Here is a 20,378-nt window from a genome sequence, read left to right as displayed (position 1 = left end):
CCTCGCAAGCAGGTAAAAAGCGAATCAAAGGACCCTACACCACGGTCCGATCAGGTAATGCAGGAGTCAATCTGTTTAGAGTGTCCGCATGCCCGAGAAGTTGCCCGCCAACGCGGTACGAGTGGAGAACGCGCTCAGGAGCCTGGACGCGACCGGTGAGATCGTGGTGTTGCCGGAGAAGGCGCCCACAGCGGCGACCGCGGCCGCGCAGCTCGGTTGCGAGGTCGGCGCCATCGCCAACAGCCTGATCTTCGACGCCGACGGGGCGCCGCTGCTGGTGCTGACCAGCGGCGCGCACCGGGTGGACGTGGAGCTCGTCGCCCGCACCGCGGGGGTGTCGAAGGTGCGGCGGGCCACGCCGGAGTTCGTCAGGGAGGCGACCGGTCAGCCGATCGGCGGCGTCGCCCCGGTGGGGCATCCGGCCCCGATCCGCACGCTGGTGGACACCTGGCTGGAGAAGCACGAGGTGGTGTGGGCCGCCGGCGGCCATCCGCTCACGGTGTTCCCGACCACGTTCGAGGAGCTCGTCCGCATCACCGGCGGCACGCCCGCGGACGTGGAATGACATGCACTAGGGTGCGACGGTGATCGAGTTTCGCGGCGCCGGGCCCGAGGAGTTCACCGAACGGCTGGACACGGTGATGGACGTGTACACGGCGGCCATGCGCCCGCCCGCGGACCTGGTCGCGGGCCGGCGCGCCATCATGCGCAACCACGCCACCTATCCGTTCTTCCAGTGCTATTTCGCCGAACGGCGGGACGCTCCGGAGGGAGTGAAGGTCGTCGGCTTCGCGTACGGCTTCCGCGGCGCGCCGGGCCAGTGGTGGCACGACGTCGTCCACCGGTCGCTGGCCGAACGGGCCGGTCTCGACGCCGCCGACGCGTGGCTGGGCCACGCGTTCGAGCTGGCCGAGATCCACGTGCACCCCGGCTACCAGCACAAGGGGATCGGCCGCGCCATGATCACGACCCTGTGCGCGGGGCGGCGGGAGCGCACGGCCGTGCTCTCCACGCACGACCAGCCGACCACCGCCCGCCACCTGTACGCCGCCATGGGGTTCATGGACCTGCTGACCCGGTTCGTCTTCCCCGGCGGGTACGAGGAGTACGCGATCGTCGGCAGAAGACTCCCCCTGACCGCTCCATGACCTGAGGTTTTGCCGGTCATTACGGCGGGCATCATCTTCGCACCTGGTGATCGGATCGTTACTTTCCGCACACCCCGTCCCCCTGCCACCCGCTCGGTCCCCCTGCGAGCGGGTGGCACCCCTCTGGCGGACGGCGGTCACGGCAGGCGGGGTTCCTCGCGGGGCATGCCCTTCAGCTCGTGGAAGTGCGGGGTGCCGGCGACCAGGAGCGTGCCGTCCCACAGCCGGCCGGCCTGCTCCCCCTCCGGCACCCGCGACAGGACCGGGCCGAAGAACACCACCCGGCCGGCGCCGGCGCCGCTGACCGCGACCACCGGGGTGCCGACGTCGCCGCCGATGAGCGCCATGCCCTCGGCGTGGGAGGCCCGCACCAGGTGGTCGTGCTCGTCGGTGAGCCCGGCCTCGGCCAGGTCGGTGGGCAGGCCCGTGGCGGTCAGCGCGGCGCGCAGGTCGCCGATCCAGTCCTGGTCCTCGCCGCCGGTGGTCCACAGCGCGGTGTAGAAGCGGCCGAGCGTCTCCTGGCCGTAGCGGTCGGCCACCACGGCGGCGACCCGCGCCGGCACCCACAGGTAGCCCTCCGGGTCGCCCTCGGGGTCGTCGTCGCGGTCCTCGTTGAGCACCGCGAGGCTGAACACGTGCCAGCGCGCCTCGACCGGGCGGACCCTGGTGACCTCCACCAGCCAGCGCGAGGTGAGCCAGGTGTACGGGCAGGACGGATCGAACCAGAAGTCAGCGATCATGCCTCATAGTCAACACCCCGCACGCCCTCCGCGCCGGGAACCGCCTCTCAGCCGGAGGCGGCGGGCACCGGCTGCAGCCGCTGGAACACCTCACGCGAGGCGCTCGACCGGTTGAAGGTGATGAAGTGGATGCCCGGCGCCCCCTCGTCGAGCAGCCGCCGGCACAGCTCGGCGCCGTGCTCGATGCCCAGCTCGCGCACCGCCGCCGGGTCGCCGGCGACCTTCTCGAACCGGGCGGCCACCTCCGGCGGGAACGGCGCCCCCGACAGCTGCTCCGACCGCGCGATCGTGCTCATCTGCGTGACGGGCATGACGCACGGGATGATCGGGGTGTCGCAGCCCTGGGCCGCGACCCGGTCGCGCAGCCGCAGGTAGTCGTCGGCGCGGAAGAACATCTGCGTGATCGCGTAGTCGGCCCCGGCCCGGCACTTGCGCACGAAGTACTCGGTGTCGGACTCGATCGACGGGGAGCGCGGGTGCTTGTAGGGGAAGGCGGCCACGCCCACGCAGAAGTCGCCCGACTGGCGGATCAGCCTGACCAGGTCCTCCGCGTACAGGACGCCCTCGGGGTGGGGGATCCACTCGCCGGTGGGGTCGCCGGGCGGGTCGCCGCGCACGGCGAGAATGTTGCGCACCCCCGCGTCGGCGAAGCGGCCGATCAGGTGGCGCAGCTCGCGCGTCGAGTGGTTGACCGCGGTGAAGTGCGCGACCGGAGTCAGCGTCGTGCCGTGCGCCAGCCGCTCGACGATGTCGATCGTGCGGTCGCGGCTGGAGCCGCCGGCGCCGTAGGTCACCGAGACGAACGTCGGCCGCAGCGACTCCAGCTCCCTGATCGCCTTCCACAGCTGCCGCTCGCCCTCGTCGGTCTTCGGCGGGAGGAACTCGAAGGAGAACGACCGGCCACCGGAGGCGAGCAGCTCGCGGACGGTGGGGACACGGCCGGGCAGGATGGAGGGCTGACCAAGCGTCATGGCCCAAGCGTACCCGCAGCCCTGTCCCGGCGACGGCACCACGACCTGCTCGACGGCCTTTCCAGGCCGGGCCACTAGTCTCAAGGCATGACCACTGACGCCGCGATGATGGACGACCTGCGCACCCAGGTGGATCGCCGCCTCAGGGAGTTCGTCGAACGGCGCCTCCCGGCCGACGGCGAGCCCGACTTCCTGCCGCTCCGGGCGGCGGCGGAGGACCTGCTGACCGGGGGCAAGCGGCTGCGCCCGGCCTTCTGCTACTGGGGCTGGCGGGCCGCGGGCGGCGGCGACGACCCCGGCGTGTTCACCGCCGCGGCCTCGCTGGAGCTTTTGCAGGCCAGCGCCCTGGTCCACGACGACGTGATGGACAAGAGCGACCTGCGGCGCGGCATGCCGGCCGCCCACCGCCGCTTCGAGGCGCTGCACGAGAAGGCGGCCTGGCACGGGTCGGCCGAGCAGTTCGGCGAGGGCGCGGCGATCCTGCTGGGCAACCTGCTGCTGATCTGGTCGGGCGAGATGTGGCGCACCAGCGGGCTGCCCGCGCCGGCGCTGGCGGCGGCCCAGCCGGTGCACGACCACATGCGCACCGAGCTGATGTGCGGCCAGTACCTCGACCTGCTGGAGCAGGCCAACGGCGAGAACACCTTCGACTCGGCGCTGCGGGTCGCGCTCTACAAGAGCGGCAAGTACTCCGTCGAGCAGCCGCTCAGGCTCGGCCTGGTGCTGGCGGCGGGCGGGCGCGAACCGTGGGTGGACGAGCTGTGCACCGCCTACGGCACCCGGGTGGGCATCGCGTTCCAGCTGCGCGACGACATCCTGGGCGTGTTCGGCGACCCGGCGGCCACCGGCAAGCCCGCCGGCGACGACCTGCGCGAGGGCAAGCGGACGATGCTCGTGGCGCGCACGCTCGCCGCCGCGTCCCCTGCCGACGCGGCGACCGTGCGCCGCCTGCTCGGCGACCCCGGGCTCGACGGGGCCGGCGTCACCGCCCTGCGGGAGATCATCGAGGGTACGGGGGCGCTGCGGGCGTGCGAAGACATGATCGCCGACTATCTCGGCGAGGCCCTGGCCTCGCTGGAGCAGGCGCCGATCACGACCGAGGCCCGCGCGGCGCTGGCCGAACTGGCCGTCGCCGCGACCTCCCGCGCGAGCTGACCCGCGCGGCAGCCGGCGGACCCGCTGTGACACGCCCTCGCCCCGGCCGCGAGGCCGGGGGCGGGGCGTCCCCGGGTCAGCCGTGGCCGGCGGCCAGGCGCTTGGCGAACTCCGCCGCCGCCGCGCCCGGGTCGTCGGCGTCGGTGATCGCCCGGACCACGACGACCCGGCTGACCCCGTACGCCATGACCTCGTCCAGGTTGGCCAGGTCGATGCCGCCGATGCCGAACCACGGCCGGTCGGTGCCGAGCGACGCCGCGTGCCGGAGCAGCGGCGGGCCGGGCGCGGGCCGGCCGGGCTTGGTCGGCGTGGGCCAGACGGGGCCGCAGCAGAAGTAGTCGACGCCCTCCTCCACCGCCGCGGCGGACGCCTCGGCGAGGGAGTGGGTGGACCTGCCGATGACGATGTCGTCGCCGAGGATCTCTCGCGCGACCGTCACGGGAAGGTCGTCCTGCCCCAGGTGGAGCACGTCGGGCCGGGCGGCGTAGGCGATGTCGGCCCGGTCGTTGACCGCCAGCAGCCGGCCGTGGCGATCGCAGGCGTCGCGGAACACCTCGAGGAGCTCCAGCTCCTCGCGGGCCTCCAGCCCCTTCTCGCGGAGCTGGACGATGTCCACGCCGCCGGCGAGCACCGCGTCGAGGAACTCGGCGAGGTCGCCGCGGTCGCGCCGGCCGTCGGTGCAGAGGTAGAGGCGGGCGTCAGAAAGCGAGGGCCTGGGCACGCCGCTTGACCTCGGTGTGACGGCCGGCCCTGATCGCCTGGACGGGCGAGCCCGGCAGCGAGTCGTCCGGGGTGAACAGCCAGCGCAGCGCTTCGACGTCGTCGTAGCCCGCGTCCTGGAGGACGGTGAGTGTGCCCGGCAATCCCTTCATCACCTCACGCCCGTCGAGGAACACCGCGGGCACCTGTGGCCCGCCGCTGCCCCGGCGCACGCCGAGGAGCTTGTGATCCTTGAGGAGCTGCTTGGCCCGGCCCAGGGTGAGACCCATGCGGTCGGCCACTTCGGGGAGAGTGAGCCACTCGTCGACGAGGGCGTCGGTCTCCCGGTCGATCTGTGCAACAGAAAGCGTCACGAAACCACAATTACCACACGCCGTGCTTGCTCAAACAACACAATCCCGTAGGGGCACGTCCGGATCTACCAGGCGTTCCGTGTCCAGACGGTGACCCGCTTCGATGATCCGGCGGCCCTGGACCAGATCGCGCGGCCGGTCGGCGGCCAGCACCGCCGCGAGGGTGTCGTCGGCGGTGAGCCAGCAGGCCGACCACTTGCCCGTCACCTCTCCCCGGTGGACCAGCCGCTCTCCGGCGGGGTGGTGGCCCGCGTACTGCACCATGTGGCCGAACTGCTCCGACCAGAAGTACGGGACCGGGTCGTACACCGCCTCCTCGCCCAGCAGGGTCGCGGCGGCCACCTCGGGCGCGCCCAGCGCGGTGTCCCAGTGCTCGACCCGCAGCCGCCTGCCGAACCGGCGCGACCACCAGGCGGCGCAGTCGCCGACGGCGACCACGTTCGGCAGCGACGTGCGCAGGTGCTCGTCGGTGACGACGCCGTTGTGCAGGTCGAGGTCGGCGTCGGCGAGCCACTCGACGGCCGGGCGGACGCCGATGCCGGTCACCACCACGTGCGCCTCCACGAACCCGCCGTCGACCAGCGCCACGCCGCCCTCCTCGACGGAGGCGACCATCGTGTCCAGGCGCAGGTCGATGCCGTCGTACCAGGATCGGGTGCGGGCGCCGACCTCGGCGCCGACGGCGTGCGTGAGCGGCGCCGGGCCCGCCTCGATCACGGTGACCGCGCAGCCGGCCCGGCGGGCGGCGGTGGCCACCTCGGCGCCGATCCAGCCCGCGCCGATGACCGCCACCCGGGCGCCGGGCACCAGCAGGGCCCGCAGTTCCAGCGCGTCGTCGAGGGTGCGCAGCACGTGCTGGGGTCCGTCGCCGGGCAGCCTGACGGGCTCGGCGCCGGTGGCGATGACCAGCCCGTCGTAACCCAGCTCGCCCTCGGTCGTCTCCACGACGCCCTCGCGCAGCCTCTTGGCGGTGACGCCCGGCCAGAAGTCGGCTTCGAGCGCCGCCAGGTCGGAGTCGACGAAGCTGGAGTCGGCGTCGCCCGCCAGCACGGCCTTCGACAGGGGCGGCCGGTCGTAGGGCCGGTGCCGCTCCTGGCCGATCAGCGTGACCCTGCCGCCGAACCCGCGTGCGCGCAGCGCCTCGACGCTCCGCACGCCGGCCAGTCCGGCTCCCACCACCACGACATGATTCACGTAAGCGACCATAACGGGGGCCGCCCGGCGCCGTCGCGCCGAGCCCCGGTTCCACCCCCACCTGGCGCTCCACCTCGCCGCCTGGTCGCGGTGCGGCGGCTGTTCGCCTTCGCGCGGTCCCCGGAACGGTGCGCGGGCGTACGGGGGACTCCGGCGTGTCGTCCCGCTGCCGGAGGTCGTAGGGTGGTGGTGCACGACGCGCGGGAGTCCGGCCGTCACCGGGCTGAGAGGAAGGCTTGACCGGGCCTTCGACCGCAAGACACCTGATCCGGATCATGCCGGCGAAGGGAGCGGACATGGATGTGATCGTCGGAGGCGGCATCGTCGGCCTGTCCATCGCCTGGCGGCTGGCCAGGCGGGGGCGCGAGGTCGTGGTGGTGGACCCGTCCCCCGCCACCGGCGCCTCCTACGCGGCGGCGGGCATGCTGGCCCCGATCAGCGAGGTCACCTACACCGAGGAACCCCTGCTCCGCCTGGGCGCCGCGTCCCTGCGCCGCTGGCCCGCCTTCGCCGCCGCCCTCGCCGCCGACGCGGGGCTCACCCCGTCCGCCCCAGCGACCGTGCCCCGCGCGGACGAGCGGGCCGGGGCGGCGTTCGCGGGGCTTGAGGGCTCGGGAGAGGCGGCCCAGTGGCTGGCGGCCGCGCGGGCCGGGCTGGACCTGCGGGACGACGGGACGCTGGACGTCGCGTTCGGGCCCGACGACCTGGCGATGCTCGACGAGCAGGCCCGGTTCATGGAGAAGCTGGGGCTGCCGGTCGAGCGGCTGACGGGGCGCGAGTGCCGGCGGCTGGAGCCCATGCTGGCGCCGTCCGTCCGCGGCGGGCTGCTGGCCCGTACCGACGCCTGGGTGGACCCGCGCCGCGTGACCGCGGCGCTGCTGGCCGCACTGGACCGGCTCGGCGTCCCGGTGGTGCGCGCCCGGGTGACGGAGCTGGCGCGCGACGGTGACCGGGTGGTGGGCGTACGGCTGGCCCCGCCGGCGGCGGGGAGCGGGACGCTGGCCGCCGAGCGGGTGGTGGTGGCGGCGGGGGCGTGGAGCGGGGAGCTGGCCGAGGTGCCGGTACGGCCGGTGAAGGGCCAGATCCTGCGCCTGCGGTCGCCGCGGCCGCTGCTGGGCCGGTGCGTGCGCGGGAGCGTGCACGGCAACCCGGTCTACCTGGTGCCCCGCGGCGACGGGGAGCTGGTGGTCGGCGCCACGCAGGAGGAGCTGGGGTTCGACACCCGGGTGACCGCGGGCGGGGTGTACGAGCTGCTCCGCGACGCCAGGGAGCTGGTGCCCGGCGTGACGGAGCTGGAGGTGGCCGACGTGGTGGCGGGGCTGCGTCCGGGCACGCCGGACAACCTGCCGGTCATCGGGCCGGGCGGCACCCCTGGCCTGGTGCTGGCGACCGGCCACCATCGCGGCGGGGTGCTGCTCGCGCCGCTCACCACTGCGATCTTGGAAGGCGAGGAGACCGGCCTCGCGACACTGTGCTCACCGGCGAGATTTCGGGATGTGTCATGAAGGTGATGATCAACGGGGTCGCCCACGAGGTGGCCGAGGACATGACCGTGGGGCAGGCCGTGCGGACCCTGACCGCCTCCGCCACCGGCGTGGCGGTGGCCGTGAACGACGAGGTGGTCACGCGCGGCGCGTGGGAGACGACGGCGCTGCGCGACAGCGACCGCGTGGAGGTGCTGACGGCGGTGCAAGGTGGATGATCTGATCATCGCCGGCGAGAAGTTCTCCTCCCGGCTCATCATGGGCACCGGCGGCGCGCCCTCGCTGGAGGTGCTGGACCAGGCGCTGGAGGCGTCCGGGACCGAGCTGACCACGGTGGCGATGCGGCGGCTGGACCCGCGGGCCCGCGGGTCGGTGCTGGACGTGCTGCGCCGGCGCGGCATCAAGGTGCTGCCCAACACGGCGGGCTGCTTCACCGCGGGCGACGCGGTGCTGACGGCGCGGCTGGCGCGCGAGGCGCTGGGGACGAACTGGGTCAAGCTTGAGGTCATCGCCGACGAGCGGACGCTGCTGCCCGACCCGATCGAGACGTTCGACGCGGCGGAGCGGCTGGTGGCCGACGGGTTCGTGGTGCTGCCGTACATCGGCGACGACCCGGCGCTGGCCCGGCGGCTGGAGCTGGCGGGGTGCGCGGCGGTCATGCCGCTGGGCGCGCCGATCGGCTCCGGCCTGGGGATCAGGAACCCGCACAGCATCGAGCTGATCGTGGAGGCGGCCGGGGTGCCGGTGATCCTGGACGCGGGCGTCGGCACCGCCAGCGACGCGGCGCTGGCGATGGAGCTGGGGTGCGACGCGGTGCTGCTGGCGACGGCGGTCACCCGGGCGCAGCGGCCCGAGTTGATGGCCTCGGCGATGCGTTCGGCCGTCCAGGCCGGCCGGGCCGCCCGGCTGGCGGGCCGGATCCCCCGCCGCCGGTACGCCGAGGCGTCCTCCCCGATGTCCCCCTGACGCCGGGCGGGCCGTGACCGATCCGGCGGTTCCCGGCTTTTCGGAAACGCCACGCCGCGGATAGGGGTCGCCCGGAAAAGGAGAACTTTCTTCGGGAGTATGTTCTCCCGGTGCGGCGACCCTCCGGGACCCGTTTCGCGGCCTTCGGCACCGTGACGAGCCACGGGATGCCGGTCTCGTCACGGCTCAGGAGTAGGCTCGCGTCACGGAACGGCACGGCTCGGCATCGGTTTCGGGTGGTCAGGCCTTCCCGGGGGCGAAACGCCCGTAAACTCAGCCGGGTGGACACGACGACTGCGGACCCTCTGGTCGGTCGGCTGCTCGACGGGCGTTACCGCGTCGAGTCCCGGATCGCCCGGGGCGGCATGGCGACTGTCTACCTGGCGCTGGACATCCGGCTGGACCGGACCGTCGCGCTGAAGGTGATGCACCGCTCGCTCGCCGACGACCCGGCGTTCGTGCGCAGGTTCATCGGCGAGGCGAAGTCGGTGGCCAGTCTCTCGCACCCCAACGTGGTGCACGTCTTCGACCAGGGCACCGACGGCGACGTCGTCTACCTGTCGATGGAGTACGTGCCCGGCAAGACCCTGCGTGACGTGCTGCGCGAGCGCGGCAGGCTGCCCGCCCGTGAGGCGCTGGAGATCATGATCCCGGTGCTCGCGGCGCTCGGCGCGGCCCACCAGGCGGGCATGGTCCACCGGGACGTCAAGCCGGAGAACGTGCTGCTGGCCGACGACGGCCGGATCAAGGTGGTCGACTTCGGCCTGGCCCGCGCCATCGAGGCGACCAACCAGACGCGCACCGGCGTGATGATCGGCACGATCGGCTACATGTCGCCGGAGCAGGTGATGACCGGCGGCGCCGACGTGCGCAGTGACGTGTACGCGTGCGGCATCATGCTGTTCGAGCTGGTGACGGGCCGGCAGCCGTACGACGGCGAGACGCCGATGTCGGTCGCCTACCGCCACGTGCACGACACGGTGCCGCCGCCGTCGTCGCTGGTGGGCGAGGTGCCCGCGCTGATCGACACGCTGGTGGCCAGGGCGACGGCGCGCGAGCCGCAGGACCGCCCGGCGGACGCCACGGCGATGCTGGTGCAGGCGGTGGAGGCGCACCGGGCGCTGCCGAGGCTGTCGGGCGCGCAGCACGCCCGGCCGTCCGGCGCGTTCACCGCTCCGCCCGCGGCTCCGCTCCACACGCTGATCCAGCCGCGCGAGGAGGTGCCGCCGCCGGCTCCGCCGCGGTCGAAGGGCGGCCGGTTCAAGCCGGGCTGGTTCCTGGTGGTGCTGGCCGCGGTCATGGTGGTCGCGGTCGCGGCGACCGGGCTCTACTTCTCGCAGAAGAGCTACAAGATCGTGCCCAACCTCGTGGGCAAGAACCTCGCGGTGGCCGAGCAGAGCGCGAAGGCGCAGGGCTTCAAGATCGTCAAGGTCGAGGGGCGCCACGACGAGAAGGTCACCGAGGGTTCGGTCCTGGCCATGGATCCGGCCCACGGCACCCAGGTGGAGGCCGGCGCGACGATCACACTGGTGCCGTCGCTGGGCCCGAAGCGGGTGCTGGTGCCGAAGACCGCCGGCATGACGCAGGACGACGCCAGGGCGGCGATCGCCGAGGCGGGGCTGACCGTGGGCAGGATGCGCCGCGTCAAGAACCTCGAGGTGGAGCGCAACCACGTGATCCGCACCTCGCCGCAGGTGGGCGACAAGGTCAAGGAAGGCGCCAAGGTCGACATCTACGTCAGCGCGGGCCTGGTCATGCCGGACGTCGGGGGCATGCCGAAGGACCAGGCGGCGGCGTTCCTGACGGAGCAGGGCTTCCAGGTGCAGGTCAACGAGGTCGACGACGACGCCGAGCCCTGCACCGTGATCGCCCAGTCGCCGAAGGCGAAGTCCGAGGTCGACCGCGGCGCCGGGGCGATGATCACGGTCGCGCGCTGCCAGACCGACTTCTGGCACTGGTTCCGGGGCGACCAGGAGGCCCGCGACGACCAGGAGTTCCGGATCATGCCGGCCGTGATGGGCAAGGGCATCAACGACGCGAAGAACGAGCTGCAGGCGCAGGGCTTCCGGGTGCGGGTGCACAACCTGTCCAACAGCGGCGTGGTGCGCTTCCAGCGCCCGACGCCCAACTCCGAGCGCCCGCCGGGCTCGGAGGTCCACCTCTGGCACTAGGGTGACCGCCCCCGCCGCCCGGAGCGGCGGGGCGGATCAGCCCAGGTGCCCCCACAGGCGCACGCGCGCCAGGCCGCCGTCGGGGTGGATGTCCACGCGTACGTGATCGACGGGGTCGTGCGGGCCGAGCCGGAAGCGGTGCGGCGTGTCGGGCCGGAGCGGGGTCCTGGGCAGCAGCGGGACCTCGCGGTCGCCGTCGAGGCCGGTGAGGGTCACGGCGGCGGGCGCGTTGAAGATCAGGTTGGTGGTGTCGATCTCGGCCAGGCTGACGCGCCCGCGCCCGGCCAGACGGACGACGAGCCAGTCGTTCCCGCCGTCGCGGCGGCGCGCGGTCTCCCAGCCCTCCGCCTGGTTGCGCGCCAGGCCAGGGGCGATGACGTTGTGGGGCGAGGAGTAGAACGCGTCGGAGCAGGCGGTGACCAGCCCGCCGTTCTCCAGGGCGGCGAGGTCGAGGCCGAGCCCGTCCCACACCGACAGGTCGGGGCGGGGCTCGCCGTGCACGCGTAGCCGCGCGATGCCGCCGTCCGGATACATGGTCAGCCGCACATGCGTGTGGCGGCGCTCGCCCGACACCTCGAACAGGTGCTCGCTGTCCCCCTTGAGCGGACTCCTGGGCACGATCGTGACCCACGGGGCGCGTTCCAGCTCGGCCGCCGTCGGATGGCCGGCGACGTCGGCCGCCTCGACGGCGGCGTGCGGCGGGTAGTTGCCGGTGAACCAGGCGGTGTCGACGACCACACCGCGGATCACGCCGGGCAGGCCGAGGCGGACGATCGCCCAGTCGTGCCCCGGTTCGCGGCGGCGGCGGGTCTCCCAGCCGTCGTAGACCTGGCCCCTGCCGTCGAAGGTCGCGGCCTGGAAGCCGGGCTTGCCGGGCCGGATGAGGTTCTCCTTGCCGGCGAAGGACTCGTCGCTCGCGGCGACGACCGATCCGCCGTGGCGGCGCAGCGCGAGGTCGGGCAGGCGGGTGAAGTCACACATCTACGCCTCCAGCAGGAAGGTCCCGTACGGGACGCCGTCGACGGGCCGGCCCCGCAGCCAGGTGGTGAGCACGGCCCCCTTGAGCCGGCGGCCCTGATACGGGGTGACGGGGTTCTTGTGGTGCAGCCGCCGGGCCTCGACGGGTTCGGCGGCGTCCGGGTCGAAGGCGACCAGGTCGGCGTCCTTGCCCGGCTCGATGCTCCCCTTGCGGCGCAGGCCGGCCAGCCGGGCCGGGGCGGCCGACATCCAGCGCGCGACGTCGGCGAGCCCGTGCCCGCGCCGGGACGCCTCCGTCCAGACGGCGCGCAGCCCCAGCTGGAGCGAGGAGACGCCGCCCCAGGCGGCGGCGAAGTCCGGCACCTTGAGGTCGGCGGTGGACGGTGAGTGGTCGGTGACGACGCAGCTGAGCACGCCGCGGGCGAGCCCGTCCCAGAGCCGGTCGCGGTTGGCGGCGGAGCGGATGGGCGGGCAGCACTTGTAGGCGGTGTCGCCGTCCGGCACGTCGCCGTCGGTCAGCGTCAGGTAGTGGGGGCAGGTCTCGGCGGTGACGGGTAGGCCGTCGGCCTGGGCGGCCTCCAGCACGCCGAGGCAGTCGGCGCTGGAGACGTGCAGGACGTGCGCGCGGGCGCCGGTCTCGCGGGCGAGCCGGACGACCTGCTCGACGGCGCTGCGTTCGGCCGCGGCGGGGCGGGACTCGAGGAACGCGGCGTAGCCGGGGCCGGCGCACTCGGCCAGCAGGGCGGGGTCCTCCGCGTGCACGACCAGCAGCCCGCCGAACCCGGCCAGCGCCGCCATGGCCTCGCGGATCTCCCCCGGGGTCAGCTGCGGGAACTCGTCCACCCCTGACGGCGACATGAAGCACTTGAACCCGCGCACGCCCCGGTCGTGCAGCGGCCTGAGGTCGGCGAGGTTGCCGGGGACGGCGCCGCCCCAGAAGGCGACGTCGACGTGACACTGCCCTGCGGCGGCGCGCAGCTTCTCCTCCAGGGCGGCCACGCTGACGGTGGGCGGCAGCGCGTTGAGCGGCATGTCGACGATGGTGGTGACGCCGCCGGCCGCGGCGGCCCTGGTGGCGGTGGCGAACCCCTCCCAGTGGGTGCGGCCGGGCTCGTTGACGTGCACGTGGGAGTCGACCAGGCCGGGCAGCAGGACGAGGTCACGCAGGTCGACGTCCTCGGCCGACTCCAGCGGGGCGGCGTGCTCGTGCAGCGACGCGATCCGCCCGTCGCGCACGGCGACGGCGGCCGGCCGCTCGCCGCCGGGCGTGACGGTCCTGCGTGATCGGATCACGAGGTCGTACAAGGGCGTGCTCCTTCAGCGCTCGTTCGGTGCCTTCCCAAGCTCTCTCGTGCTCCTCCGTACGCCGCGGGCTTCCGGGCTCGGCTCAGGTGAGCCGTTCGGCGGCCAGGCGGGCCGTGAGGCGGGCGAGGATCGGGCGGGCGTCGGCCATGCTGCGGACGGGGTCGGGCTCCAGGTCGGCGAGCGCGTACGCGGCCTCGAAGCCCGCCTCGCGCAGCTGCTCGTCGGTGAGGGTGCGGCGGCCGCAGACGGCCACGACGGGGACGCCGGCCGCGCGGGCGGCGCGGGCGACGCCGGCGGGGGCCTTGCCGCGCAGCGTCTGCTCGTCGAGCGACCCCTCCCCGGTGATCACCAGCCGGGCGCCCCGCACGTGCTCGGGGAAGCCGAGCAGGTCGAGCAGGTAGTCGATGCCGGGCCGCAGGTCGGCGTGCAGGAAGGCGAGCGCGGCGAAGCCGACGCCGCCGGCCGCGCCCGCGCCCGGCGCTCCCGCGACCCCCATGGCGCGCGGCGTGCCGTCGTGCTCGACGGCCCCCGCCAGGCCGTGGGTGCGGGTGGCGACGGCGGCGAGCCGGCCGAGCGCGGCGTCGAGCAGCGCGACCTGCTCGGGGGTGGCGCCCTTCTGCGGCCCGTAGACGGCGGCGGCGCCGTGCGGGCCGAGCAGCGGGTTGTCGACGTCGCTTGCCACCACGAACGTGACGCCGGAGACGTCGGGGAAGCCGGACAGGTCGATGCGGTCGAGGTCGCGCAGGGCGGCGCCGCCGCGCGGCAGGTCCCGGCCCTCGGCGTCGAGGAGGCGGGCGCCGAGCGCCTGGACCAGGCCCGCTCCGCCGTCGGTGCAGGCGCTGCCGCCGAGGCCGAGCACCACCCGGGTGGCGCCCTGCTTGACGGCGTCGGCGATCAGCTCGCCGGTGCCGTGGCTGGTGGCGGTGAGCGGCTCCGGCCCCGCGGGCAGGCGGCGCAGGCCGGACGCCTCGGCGAGCTCGATGACGGCGGCGCCGCCGCGCCTGGCGTACGAGGCGTCGACGGGCTCACCGGTGGGCCCGGTCACCCGTACGGTGACGCGTTCGAACCCGGCGGCCACGGCGGCCTCGACGGTGCCGTCGCCGCCGTCGGCGACGGGCAGCTCGACCGCGGGGGCGCCGAGGGCGGCGGCGACGGTCGCGGCCACCTCGGCCGCGGTCAGCGATCCCTTGAACTTGTCAGGGGCGACGAGGACGTGCTGGACCACTGCGGGACTCCTGGGTCATGGACGGCATGGCGCGAGATCCACCATCATCACATCCGCGCCTCTCAGAGTTCACCGGAGGCGGTGAACCCCTGCTCCCGCGCCATCCGCGTCAGGCGGCGGCGGGCGTCGGCGCCGGCCCTCCCCGCGGCGTCGTGCGGCACGGTGCGCACCTCGCCGTCCTCGACCACGGTGCGCCCGCCGACCAGCAGCCGGGCCAGCGGCGGCTGGGGGCCGAACACCAGCGCGCAGACCGGGTCGGCCACGGCGGCGGTGAACGGCCCGTCGACCCGCCACAGCGCCAGGTCGGCGAGCTTGCCCGGCTCCAGGGTGCCGAGCTCGTCCTGGCGGCCGAGGTTGCGGGCGCCGCCGAGGGTGGCGATCTCCAGCGCCTGCCGGGCGGTGAGCGCGGCGGGGCCGTGACGGGCGCGCTGGAACAGCAGCGCCTGCCGCATCTCCCCGGCCAGCCCGGTCAGCTCGGAGGAGGCGCTGCCGTCGACGCCCAGCCCGACGTTGGCGCCGCGCCGCAGCATCTCCGACACGCGGGCGATGCCGGCGCCGAGGCGGCCGTTGGACGACGGGCAGTGGGCGGAGCCGGTGCCGGTGACGGCGAGCTTGCCGATGTCGGCGTCGCTGAGGTGCACGGCGTGCGCGACCCACACGTCGGGGCCGAGCCAGCCGAGCTTGTCCATGTAGTCGACCGGGCGCAGGCCGAACTGGGCCTGGCAGTGCTCCTCCTCGTCGAGCGTCTCGGCCAGGTGGGTGTGCAGCCGCACGCCCTTGTCGCGGGCGAGCCGGGCGGCCTCGGTCATCAGCTCGGCGCTGACGGAGAACGGCGAGCAGGGCGCGACCGCGATCCGCAGCATGGAGGACGGCGACGGGTCGTGGTAGGCGTCCACGGCGTCGGCGGTGGCGGCCAGGATCTCGTCCAGTTCCTCCACCACCACGTCCGGCGGCAGCCCGCCCGCGGACCGGCCGCGGTCCATCGAGCCCCGTGCCGGGTGGAAGCGCAGGCCCAGCTCGCGGGCGGCCTCGATCTCGGCGGCGAGCAGGTCGCCGCGGCCCTTGGGGAAGATGTAGTGGTGGTCGCTGGAGGTGGTGCAGCCGGACAGCGCGAGATAGCCGAGCCCGGCCGTGGCGGCTCCCCTGACGACCTCGGCGTCCATGGCGGCCCACACCTGGTAGAGCGCCACCAGCCACTCGAACAGGGTCGCGTCCTGGGCGAGCCCCTGGGTGGCCCACTGGTAGAGGTGGTGGTGGGTGTTGACCAGGCCGGGGGTGGCCAGGCAGCCGGTGGCGTCGATCCGGGTGGCGTCGCCGGCGTCGGGGACCCGGTCCATGGGGCCGAGCGCGGTGATCCGGTCGCCGTCGACGAGGATCCAGCCGCGCTCGATCTCGGGGCCGGCGACGGGGGCGACGTACGCGTTCTCGATGAGGACGCTCACCGGGCCGCCGCCTTGCGCTCGGCCGCCAGCCGGACGGCGTCGAGGATCTTCTCGTACCCGGTGCACCGGCACAGGTTCCCGGCCAGCGCCTCGCGGATCTCCGCGTCCGAGGGCCGCTCGACGCGTTCGAGCAGGTCGTGGGCCTGCACGACGAGGCCGGGCGTGCAGAAGCCGCACTGCACCGCGCCGGACTCCACGAACGCCTCCTGCACCGGGTCCAGCCCCTGCTCGGCGAGCCCTTCGACGGTGCGCACCCGGCGGCCCTGCGCCTGCCCGGCGGCGACCAGGCAGGCGCACACCGGCGCGTCGTCGAGGTAGACGGTGCAGGAGCCGCACTCGCCCTGCTCGCAGGCGTTCTTGGACCCGGGCAGGCCGAGCCGCTCGCGCAGCACGTACAGCAGGCTCTCGCCCTCCCACACGTCCTCGGCCGTCTCCTCGCGGCCGTTGACCGTGAACGTCACCCTCATCAGGCCGCTCTCCTCTCCAGGTGGTCCTGCCACGCCCAGGTGAGCGTGCGGCGGGCCAGCACCGCGATGGCGTGCCGGCGGTAGTCCGCGGTGCCGCGCACGTCGTCGATCGGCGCGGCGGCCGACGCGCACAGCTCGGCGAACCGCGCCAGCAACGCCGGTTCCAGCGGCGCCGACCAGTCGAGCTCGGCGGCCAGGAACTCCTCCGCCTCCAGCGCCCGGCGCGGCGTGGGCGCGGCCGAGCCCAGCCCGGTGCCGACGCGCCGCTCGGCGGGGTGCAGCGCGACCGCGAACGAGCAGACGGCGATCACCATGGCGTTGCGGGTGCCGACCTTGGCGAAGTACTGCGGCCCGGCCGCGGGCTGCACGTGCACGGCCTTGATCAGCTCGTCCGGGAGCAGCGCGGAGCGTTTGACGCCCAGGTAGAACTCCTCGGCGGGGATCGTCCTGACGCCGCGCTCGCGCGACTCCACCTCGACGGCGGCGCCGGCGGCCAGCAGTGGCGGGTGGCTGTCGCCGGCGGGCGAGGCCGCGCCGAGGTTCCCGCCGACCGATCCGCGGTTGCGGATCTGCGGCGAGCCGACCGTCCGCGCCGCCTGGGCCAGCCCCGGCAGCGCGCCGCCGAGCTCGGCGATGATCGTGCTGTACGGGACCGCTGCGCCGATCCGATACCGGTCGCCGTCCCCGGACCAGGTGGCCAGCTCGGGCACGGCGGTCAGGTCGAGCAGCGCCGGTGGCCGGCGCACGGAGAAGTTGATCTCCACCATGACGTCGGTGCCGCCCTGGAGGGGCACCGCGTCCGGCTGGTCGGCCTTGGCCGCCAGCGCCTCGGCCCACGTGGTGGGGCGCAGGAACTCCATCGATCACTCCCAGGCGAATCCGGCGTCGGGCGCGTCGTCGCGCAGCACCGTGCCCTCGATCAGGCCGTAGGGCCGGTCGGCCGCGTGGAACACCTCGTTCTCGTTGTCCAGCCCGAACGGGGTGAGGTCGACCGTGAAGTGGTGCTTGTTCGGCAGGGCGAGCCTGACCTCGCAGATCTCCGGGCAGGTGGCCAGCACCCGCTCCCCCATCGCGTACAGGGTCTGCTGCAACGACAGGCTGTGCGTGCCGGCGAACGCCTCCAGCAGGCAGCGGCGCACGAGCGCGTACGAGGCGGCGAAGTCGGCCTCGACGCCCGTGTGCCGCCAGCGGGCGTCCACGGCGGTGGCGAGGATGCGGTCGGTGGCAGGCCGCAGCGTCGTGTACGGGTCGGTGAGGAAGCCGTGGAACTCCGAGCCGGTCGTGTTCATCAGCACCAGGCCCGTCAGCCCGGAGATCATGCTCGCGCGGCCGTCCCGGTCGTGGTGGGCCACGCAGGTGCGCGTCTCACCGCCGTCGCGGGCGAAGGAGTGGCCGGTGTCGCCGATCCGGTTCCAGCCGTACTCCTCGATGGCGACCCTGGCGTGGTGGATGGTGTCGTGGCGGGTGAAGTGGCGGGCCAGCAGGAGGGCGAAGTCCTCGATCTGGCCGACGCCGTGCTCGCGGGCGAACGCGTACGCGGTGTTCTTCTGCGTGTCCGTCGGCAGCACCGCCGCGTTGTCGCCGGTGAGGTGCGCCTCCCGCATCGCCCCGGACAGCGAGGTGCTGACGTTGACGTCCTTGACGTGGTGGACGCCGCCGTCCCTGACGACCCGTACCAGCCTGGTCTCCGCCTTGCCGTAGCGGTTGGGTCCGAGAACGATCGCCATCTAGCTCCCTCGGTAGGTCGAGTACGCGTACGGGCTGAGCAGCAGCGGCACGTGGTAGTGGTCGGCGGGGTCGGTCACGGTGAACGTGATGACGACCTCCGGGTAGAAGGTCTCGGCCAGGTGGGCGCCCGTGTCGAACACCACCCGGTGCGCGCCCGCGCCCGGCTCCCAGCCCCTGATCCGGCCGTCGGCGTCGGTGACGCCCTCGGCCACGACGGCGCCCTCGCGTTCCAGCCGCACCCGCATCCCGGCGGCGGGCCTGCCGGTGGTCGCGTCCAGCACGTGCGTCGAGAAGCTCACCGGTCCCCCTCCGCCAGCTTTCCGGCCCGCAACCGGGTGATCTTGGCGAGTTCCTCCCGTACGGTGCGGCGCTCGGTCTCCTCGTCGTGGCCGAGCCGCTCACGCAGCAGCCGGAGCATCTCGGCGCCGGTCAGGCCGGTGGCGCAGACGAGGTAGACGTGCCCGAAGCGTTCCTCGTAGGCGCGGTTGCCCTCGGCGAGCGCGGCGCGCAGACCGTCCTCGACCCCGGCCTGCTCGCGGCGGGACCAGGCGGCCTCGCGCGAGTCGCCGGCCGGGCGCTCGCCGATGCGGGGGTGCGCGCCGAGCGCCTCCAGCACGTCGGGCCAGTCGAGCGTCAGCACCGCGCGCCCGGCCGCGTCGGCCAGCCGGTCGCGGTCCGGGTACGGGCGGCGCGCGGCGACCTCCCGGGCGAAGGCGCGGGAGGCGCAGCAGGCGAGCAGCTCCTTCTCCGCGTCCTCCGGGTCGAGGGCGTTGAGCGCGGCCAGGCCGGCGGGCGGGTTCGGCATGAGACGAGTACACACAGGCCGGTCGTGCCCGGTCCACCCGCCAGAACTCCGAACCGGCCCCCGGGTTGGCCAAGACTTTTCGTGTCATGCTCCAACCCCGCGCGGCGGGCGTGCCTCGCCCGGCCGCGTGACCAGCGGGTTCGCCGCGGGGCCGTAGACTGGGGGTCATCATGACCCCACGCTCCCTCATCGGCGGCCACGTGACCGTCACCGGCGGCCTGGCCAAGGGCGGTCTCGCCTACATGGCCGAGATCGGCGCCGAGATGATCCAGGTGTTCGTCACCAACCCGCGCGGCTGGGCGCTCAACCCCGGCAGACCCGACCAGGACGCGCTGCTCGCGGAGTCCGGCGTCGAGACCTTCGTCCACGTGCCCTACCTGGTCAACTTCGGCTCGCCCAGCGCCGACACGCTCGCCAACTCGGAGGCGGTCGTCCGCCACACGCTGCGGCGCGGCGCCGAGATCGGGGCCAGGGGGGTCGTGGTCCACACCGGGTCGGCGGTGTCGCAGCCGCGCGACGACGCGATGCGCCAGCTGCGCGAGCACCTGCTGCCGCTGCTCGACGAGATCCCCGACGGCGGGCCCGACCTGCTGCTCGAGCCGATGGCGGGGCAGGGGGCGATGCTCTGCGCCACGGTCGGCGACCTGGAGCCCTACCTGGCGGCGCTCGACTGGCACCCCAGGGCCGGCGTCTGCCTCGACACCTGCCACGCCTTCGCCGCCGGTCACGACCTGGCCGCCGAGGGCGGTACGGACGAGATGCTCGACCTGCTGCACAAGATCGCGCCGGGCCGCCTCAAGCTGATCCACGCCAACGACTCCAAGGACGTGTGCGGCGCCAAGAAGGACCGTCACGAGAACATCGGCGCGGGCCACATCGGCACCCGCCCCTTCGCCGAGCTGATGCGTCACCCGGCGGCGGCGGGCGTGCCTCTCTGCATCGAGACGCCCGGCAAGGCCGACAAGCACCGCGAGGACATCGAGACCCTGAAGCGCCTGCGCGACGAGGGGTGACCCACGTGCCCCGGCCCTCTCCGAGCTGACGGGGGCCGGTGAGGACGTGCCCGAGGCGCCCGCCGGTGGGATCCGGCCGCCCCCGTGTGGCCGGATCGCGGTCTGTCCGCGACCCCCGCGGGCGCCTCTGCACGTGTCCGGCCGGCGGGCCCCACCCCCCGGTCAAGGGCCCGACAGCCGCGGTGACCTGTGAGGTCACCCGGATCCGGCGCATACGGCGAACCTTCTGGTTCGTCCCCCCGATGCGCCGGGTGGCTCCGATGCCGAAACACTACGGTCGTGATCTACCCCGGGTCACCCGATTGGCAGAGGGCTCGTCGAACGGCGTGTAGCCAGCGATGTGCGGAATGTGTTCCGGCGACGAGCGGTCACCTGGGAGCGACGAGCGGTCGATCCGCCGGCCTCGCGGGTCTCCCCCGGGATTCCGGCCCGGCCGAGCCCGGCTCGGGTGAGGCCGTGTGACCTGCGCAATCGCGACCGGCACCGGACAGGGACTCCCGGCGGGCGGGCGTG

22 protein-coding genes and 1 riboswitch are annotated in these 20,378 nt (G+C 74.1%); of the genes, 8 read left to right on the top strand and 14 right to left on the bottom strand.

Translation table 11 applies throughout. From position 1 onward, the window contains the following. The first annotated feature begins 88 nt into the window (after positions 1-88). A complete protein-coding gene (locus ACQEUU_RS16360) occupies positions 89-565 on the top strand; it encodes a YbaK/EbsC family protein (RefSeq protein ID WP_433066510.1) in 477 nt (158 codons plus the stop codon). Positions 566-584: 19 nt separating this feature from the next. Continuing rightward, positions 585-1,148 (top strand): GNAT family N-acetyltransferase, encoded by a 564-nt coding sequence (locus ACQEUU_RS16355; RefSeq protein ID WP_433066507.1) that lies wholly within the window; start codon positions 585-587, stop codon positions 1,146-1,148. A 137-nt stretch (positions 1,149-1,285) separates the two neighbouring features. Here ACQEUU_RS16355 and ACQEUU_RS16350 read toward each other — a convergent pair whose 3' ends face one another. Together ACQEUU_RS16350 and metF are read right to left on the bottom strand one after the other, a co-directional pair. After that, positions 1,286-1,888: a mycothiol-dependent nitroreductase Rv2466c family protein gene (locus ACQEUU_RS16350; protein ID WP_433066504.1), complete on the bottom strand. Its 603-nt coding sequence runs from the start codon at positions 1,886-1,888 to the stop codon at positions 1,286-1,288. A 47-nt stretch (positions 1,889-1,935) separates the two neighbouring features. Continuing rightward, entirely contained in the window at positions 1,936-2,859 is a 924-nt protein-coding gene (metF, locus tag ACQEUU_RS16345; RefSeq protein ID WP_433066502.1) for a methylenetetrahydrofolate reductase [NAD(P)H], read from the bottom strand. Between the two features lie 87 nt (positions 2,860-2,946). Here metF and ACQEUU_RS16340 point away from each other — a divergent pair, with 87 nt between their 5' ends. Beyond that, a complete protein-coding gene (locus ACQEUU_RS16340; protein WP_433066500.1) occupies positions 2,947-4,014 on the top strand; it encodes a polyprenyl synthetase family protein in 1,068 nt (355 codons plus the stop codon). A gap of 76 nt (positions 4,015-4,090) precedes the next feature. Here the strand turns inward: ACQEUU_RS16340 and thiE are convergent, their stop codons facing one another. The 3 genes from thiE to ACQEUU_RS16325 are packed head-to-tail and all read right to left on the bottom strand — an operon-like array spanning position 4,091 to position 6,281. Beyond that, the gene (thiE, locus tag ACQEUU_RS16335; protein ID WP_433066497.1) at positions 4,091-4,735 is read right to left on the bottom strand and encodes a thiamine phosphate synthase; all 645 of its coding nucleotides are present in this window, start codon (positions 4,733-4,735) and stop codon (positions 4,091-4,093) included. After that, positions 4,713-5,087, bottom strand: coding sequence for an Rv2175c family DNA-binding protein (locus tag ACQEUU_RS16330; protein ID WP_270158671.1), 375 nt, complete (start codon positions 5,085-5,087; stop codon positions 4,713-4,715). The genes thiE and ACQEUU_RS16330 overlap by 23 nt, the downstream gene beginning before the upstream one ends. Positions 5,088-5,117: 30 nt before the next feature. After that, positions 5,118-6,281, bottom strand: a complete 1,164-nt coding sequence (locus ACQEUU_RS16325) for an NAD(P)/FAD-dependent oxidoreductase (protein ID WP_433066495.1) — start codon at positions 6,279-6,281, stop codon at positions 5,118-5,120. Between the two features lie 190 nt (positions 6,282-6,471). Then, positions 6,472-6,588: riboswitch (TPP riboswitch) on the top strand. Between ACQEUU_RS16325 and ACQEUU_RS16320 the strand changes: the two genes are divergently transcribed. The 4 genes from ACQEUU_RS16320 (at position 6,578) to pknB (ending at position 10,902) form a co-directional block, all read left to right on the top strand. Then, positions 6,578-7,786, top strand: a complete 1,209-nt coding sequence (locus tag ACQEUU_RS16320; RefSeq protein WP_433066492.1) for an FAD-dependent oxidoreductase — start codon at positions 6,578-6,580, stop codon at positions 7,784-7,786. (Overlaps the previous riboswitch by 11 nt.) Next, positions 7,783-7,983, top strand: coding sequence for a sulfur carrier protein ThiS (thiS, locus tag ACQEUU_RS16315; protein WP_270158674.1), 201 nt, complete (start codon positions 7,783-7,785; stop codon positions 7,981-7,983). The genes ACQEUU_RS16320 and thiS overlap by 4 nt, the downstream gene beginning before the upstream one ends. Then, a complete protein-coding gene (locus ACQEUU_RS16310; RefSeq protein WP_433066489.1) occupies positions 7,976-8,731 on the top strand; it encodes a thiazole synthase in 756 nt (251 codons plus the stop codon). Before thiS ends, ACQEUU_RS16310 begins: the two co-directional genes overlap by 8 nt. A gap of 281 nt (positions 8,732-9,012) precedes the next feature. Continuing rightward, positions 9,013-10,902 carry a Stk1 family PASTA domain-containing Ser/Thr kinase gene (gene pknB, locus ACQEUU_RS16305; protein ID WP_433066486.1) on the top strand — a complete coding sequence of 630 codons (1,890 nt, stop codon included), beginning with the start codon at positions 9,013-9,015 and terminating at the stop codon, positions 10,900-10,902. 36 nt (positions 10,903-10,938) lie between these two features. Here the strand turns inward: pknB and alc are convergent, their stop codons facing one another. The 9 genes from alc to uraD form a co-directional block, all read right to left on the bottom strand. After that, positions 10,939-11,883, bottom strand: coding sequence for an allantoicase (gene alc / locus ACQEUU_RS16300; RefSeq protein WP_433066483.1), 945 nt, complete (start codon positions 11,881-11,883; stop codon positions 10,939-10,941). Further along, complete coding sequence (allB, locus tag ACQEUU_RS16295; RefSeq protein WP_433066480.1) at positions 11,884-13,185, bottom strand: allantoinase AllB; 1,302 nt, start codon at positions 13,183-13,185, stop codon at positions 11,884-11,886. It abuts the gene before it with no gap. Between the two features lie 82 nt (positions 13,186-13,267). Next, entirely contained in the window at positions 13,268-14,410 is a 1,143-nt protein-coding gene (locus ACQEUU_RS16290) for a glycerate kinase (protein ID WP_433066477.1), read from the bottom strand. Between the two features lie 62 nt (positions 14,411-14,472). Then, a complete protein-coding gene (locus ACQEUU_RS16285; protein ID WP_433066474.1) occupies positions 14,473-15,852 on the bottom strand; it encodes an 8-oxoguanine deaminase in 1,380 nt (459 codons plus the stop codon). Then, positions 15,849-16,319 (bottom strand): (2Fe-2S)-binding protein, encoded by a 471-nt coding sequence (locus ACQEUU_RS16280; protein WP_433066471.1) that lies wholly within the window; start codon positions 16,317-16,319, stop codon positions 15,849-15,851. The genes ACQEUU_RS16285 and ACQEUU_RS16280 overlap by 4 nt, the downstream gene beginning before the upstream one ends. Then, complete coding sequence (locus ACQEUU_RS16275; RefSeq protein WP_433066469.1) at positions 16,319-17,179, bottom strand: FAD binding domain-containing protein; 861 nt, start codon at positions 17,177-17,179, stop codon at positions 16,319-16,321. Before ACQEUU_RS16275 ends, ACQEUU_RS16280 begins: the two co-directional genes overlap by 1 nt. Positions 17,180-17,182: 3 nt before the next feature. After that, the gene (gene pucL, locus ACQEUU_RS16270; protein ID WP_433066466.1) at positions 17,183-18,046 is read right to left on the bottom strand and encodes a factor-independent urate hydroxylase; all 864 of its coding nucleotides are present in this window, start codon (positions 18,044-18,046) and stop codon (positions 17,183-17,185) included. After that, positions 18,047-18,346: a hydroxyisourate hydrolase gene (gene uraH / locus ACQEUU_RS16265; protein ID WP_433066464.1), complete on the bottom strand. Its 300-nt coding sequence runs from the start codon at positions 18,344-18,346 to the stop codon at positions 18,047-18,049. Next, entirely contained in the window at positions 18,343-18,852 is a 510-nt protein-coding gene (gene uraD / locus ACQEUU_RS16260; protein ID WP_433066461.1) for a 2-oxo-4-hydroxy-4-carboxy-5-ureidoimidazoline decarboxylase, read from the bottom strand. Before uraD ends, uraH begins: the two co-directional genes overlap by 4 nt. Before the next feature lie 170 nt (positions 18,853-19,022). On the opposite strand from uraD, the gene ACQEUU_RS16255 reads away from it, so the two are divergent. After that, a complete protein-coding gene (locus ACQEUU_RS16255; RefSeq protein ID WP_433066458.1) occupies positions 19,023-19,865 on the top strand; it encodes a deoxyribonuclease IV in 843 nt (280 codons plus the stop codon). Positions 19,866-20,378 lie beyond the last annotated feature (513 nt).

This window comes from Nonomuraea sp. CA-218870, assembly GCF_050936535.1.
Classification (GTDB): domain Bacteria; phylum Actinomycetota; class Actinomycetes; order Streptosporangiales; family Streptosporangiaceae; genus Nonomuraea; species Nonomuraea corallina.
The sequence above is the reverse complement of the archived record's forward strand: the minus strand, read 5'-3'. Positions and strand labels throughout refer to the sequence as shown.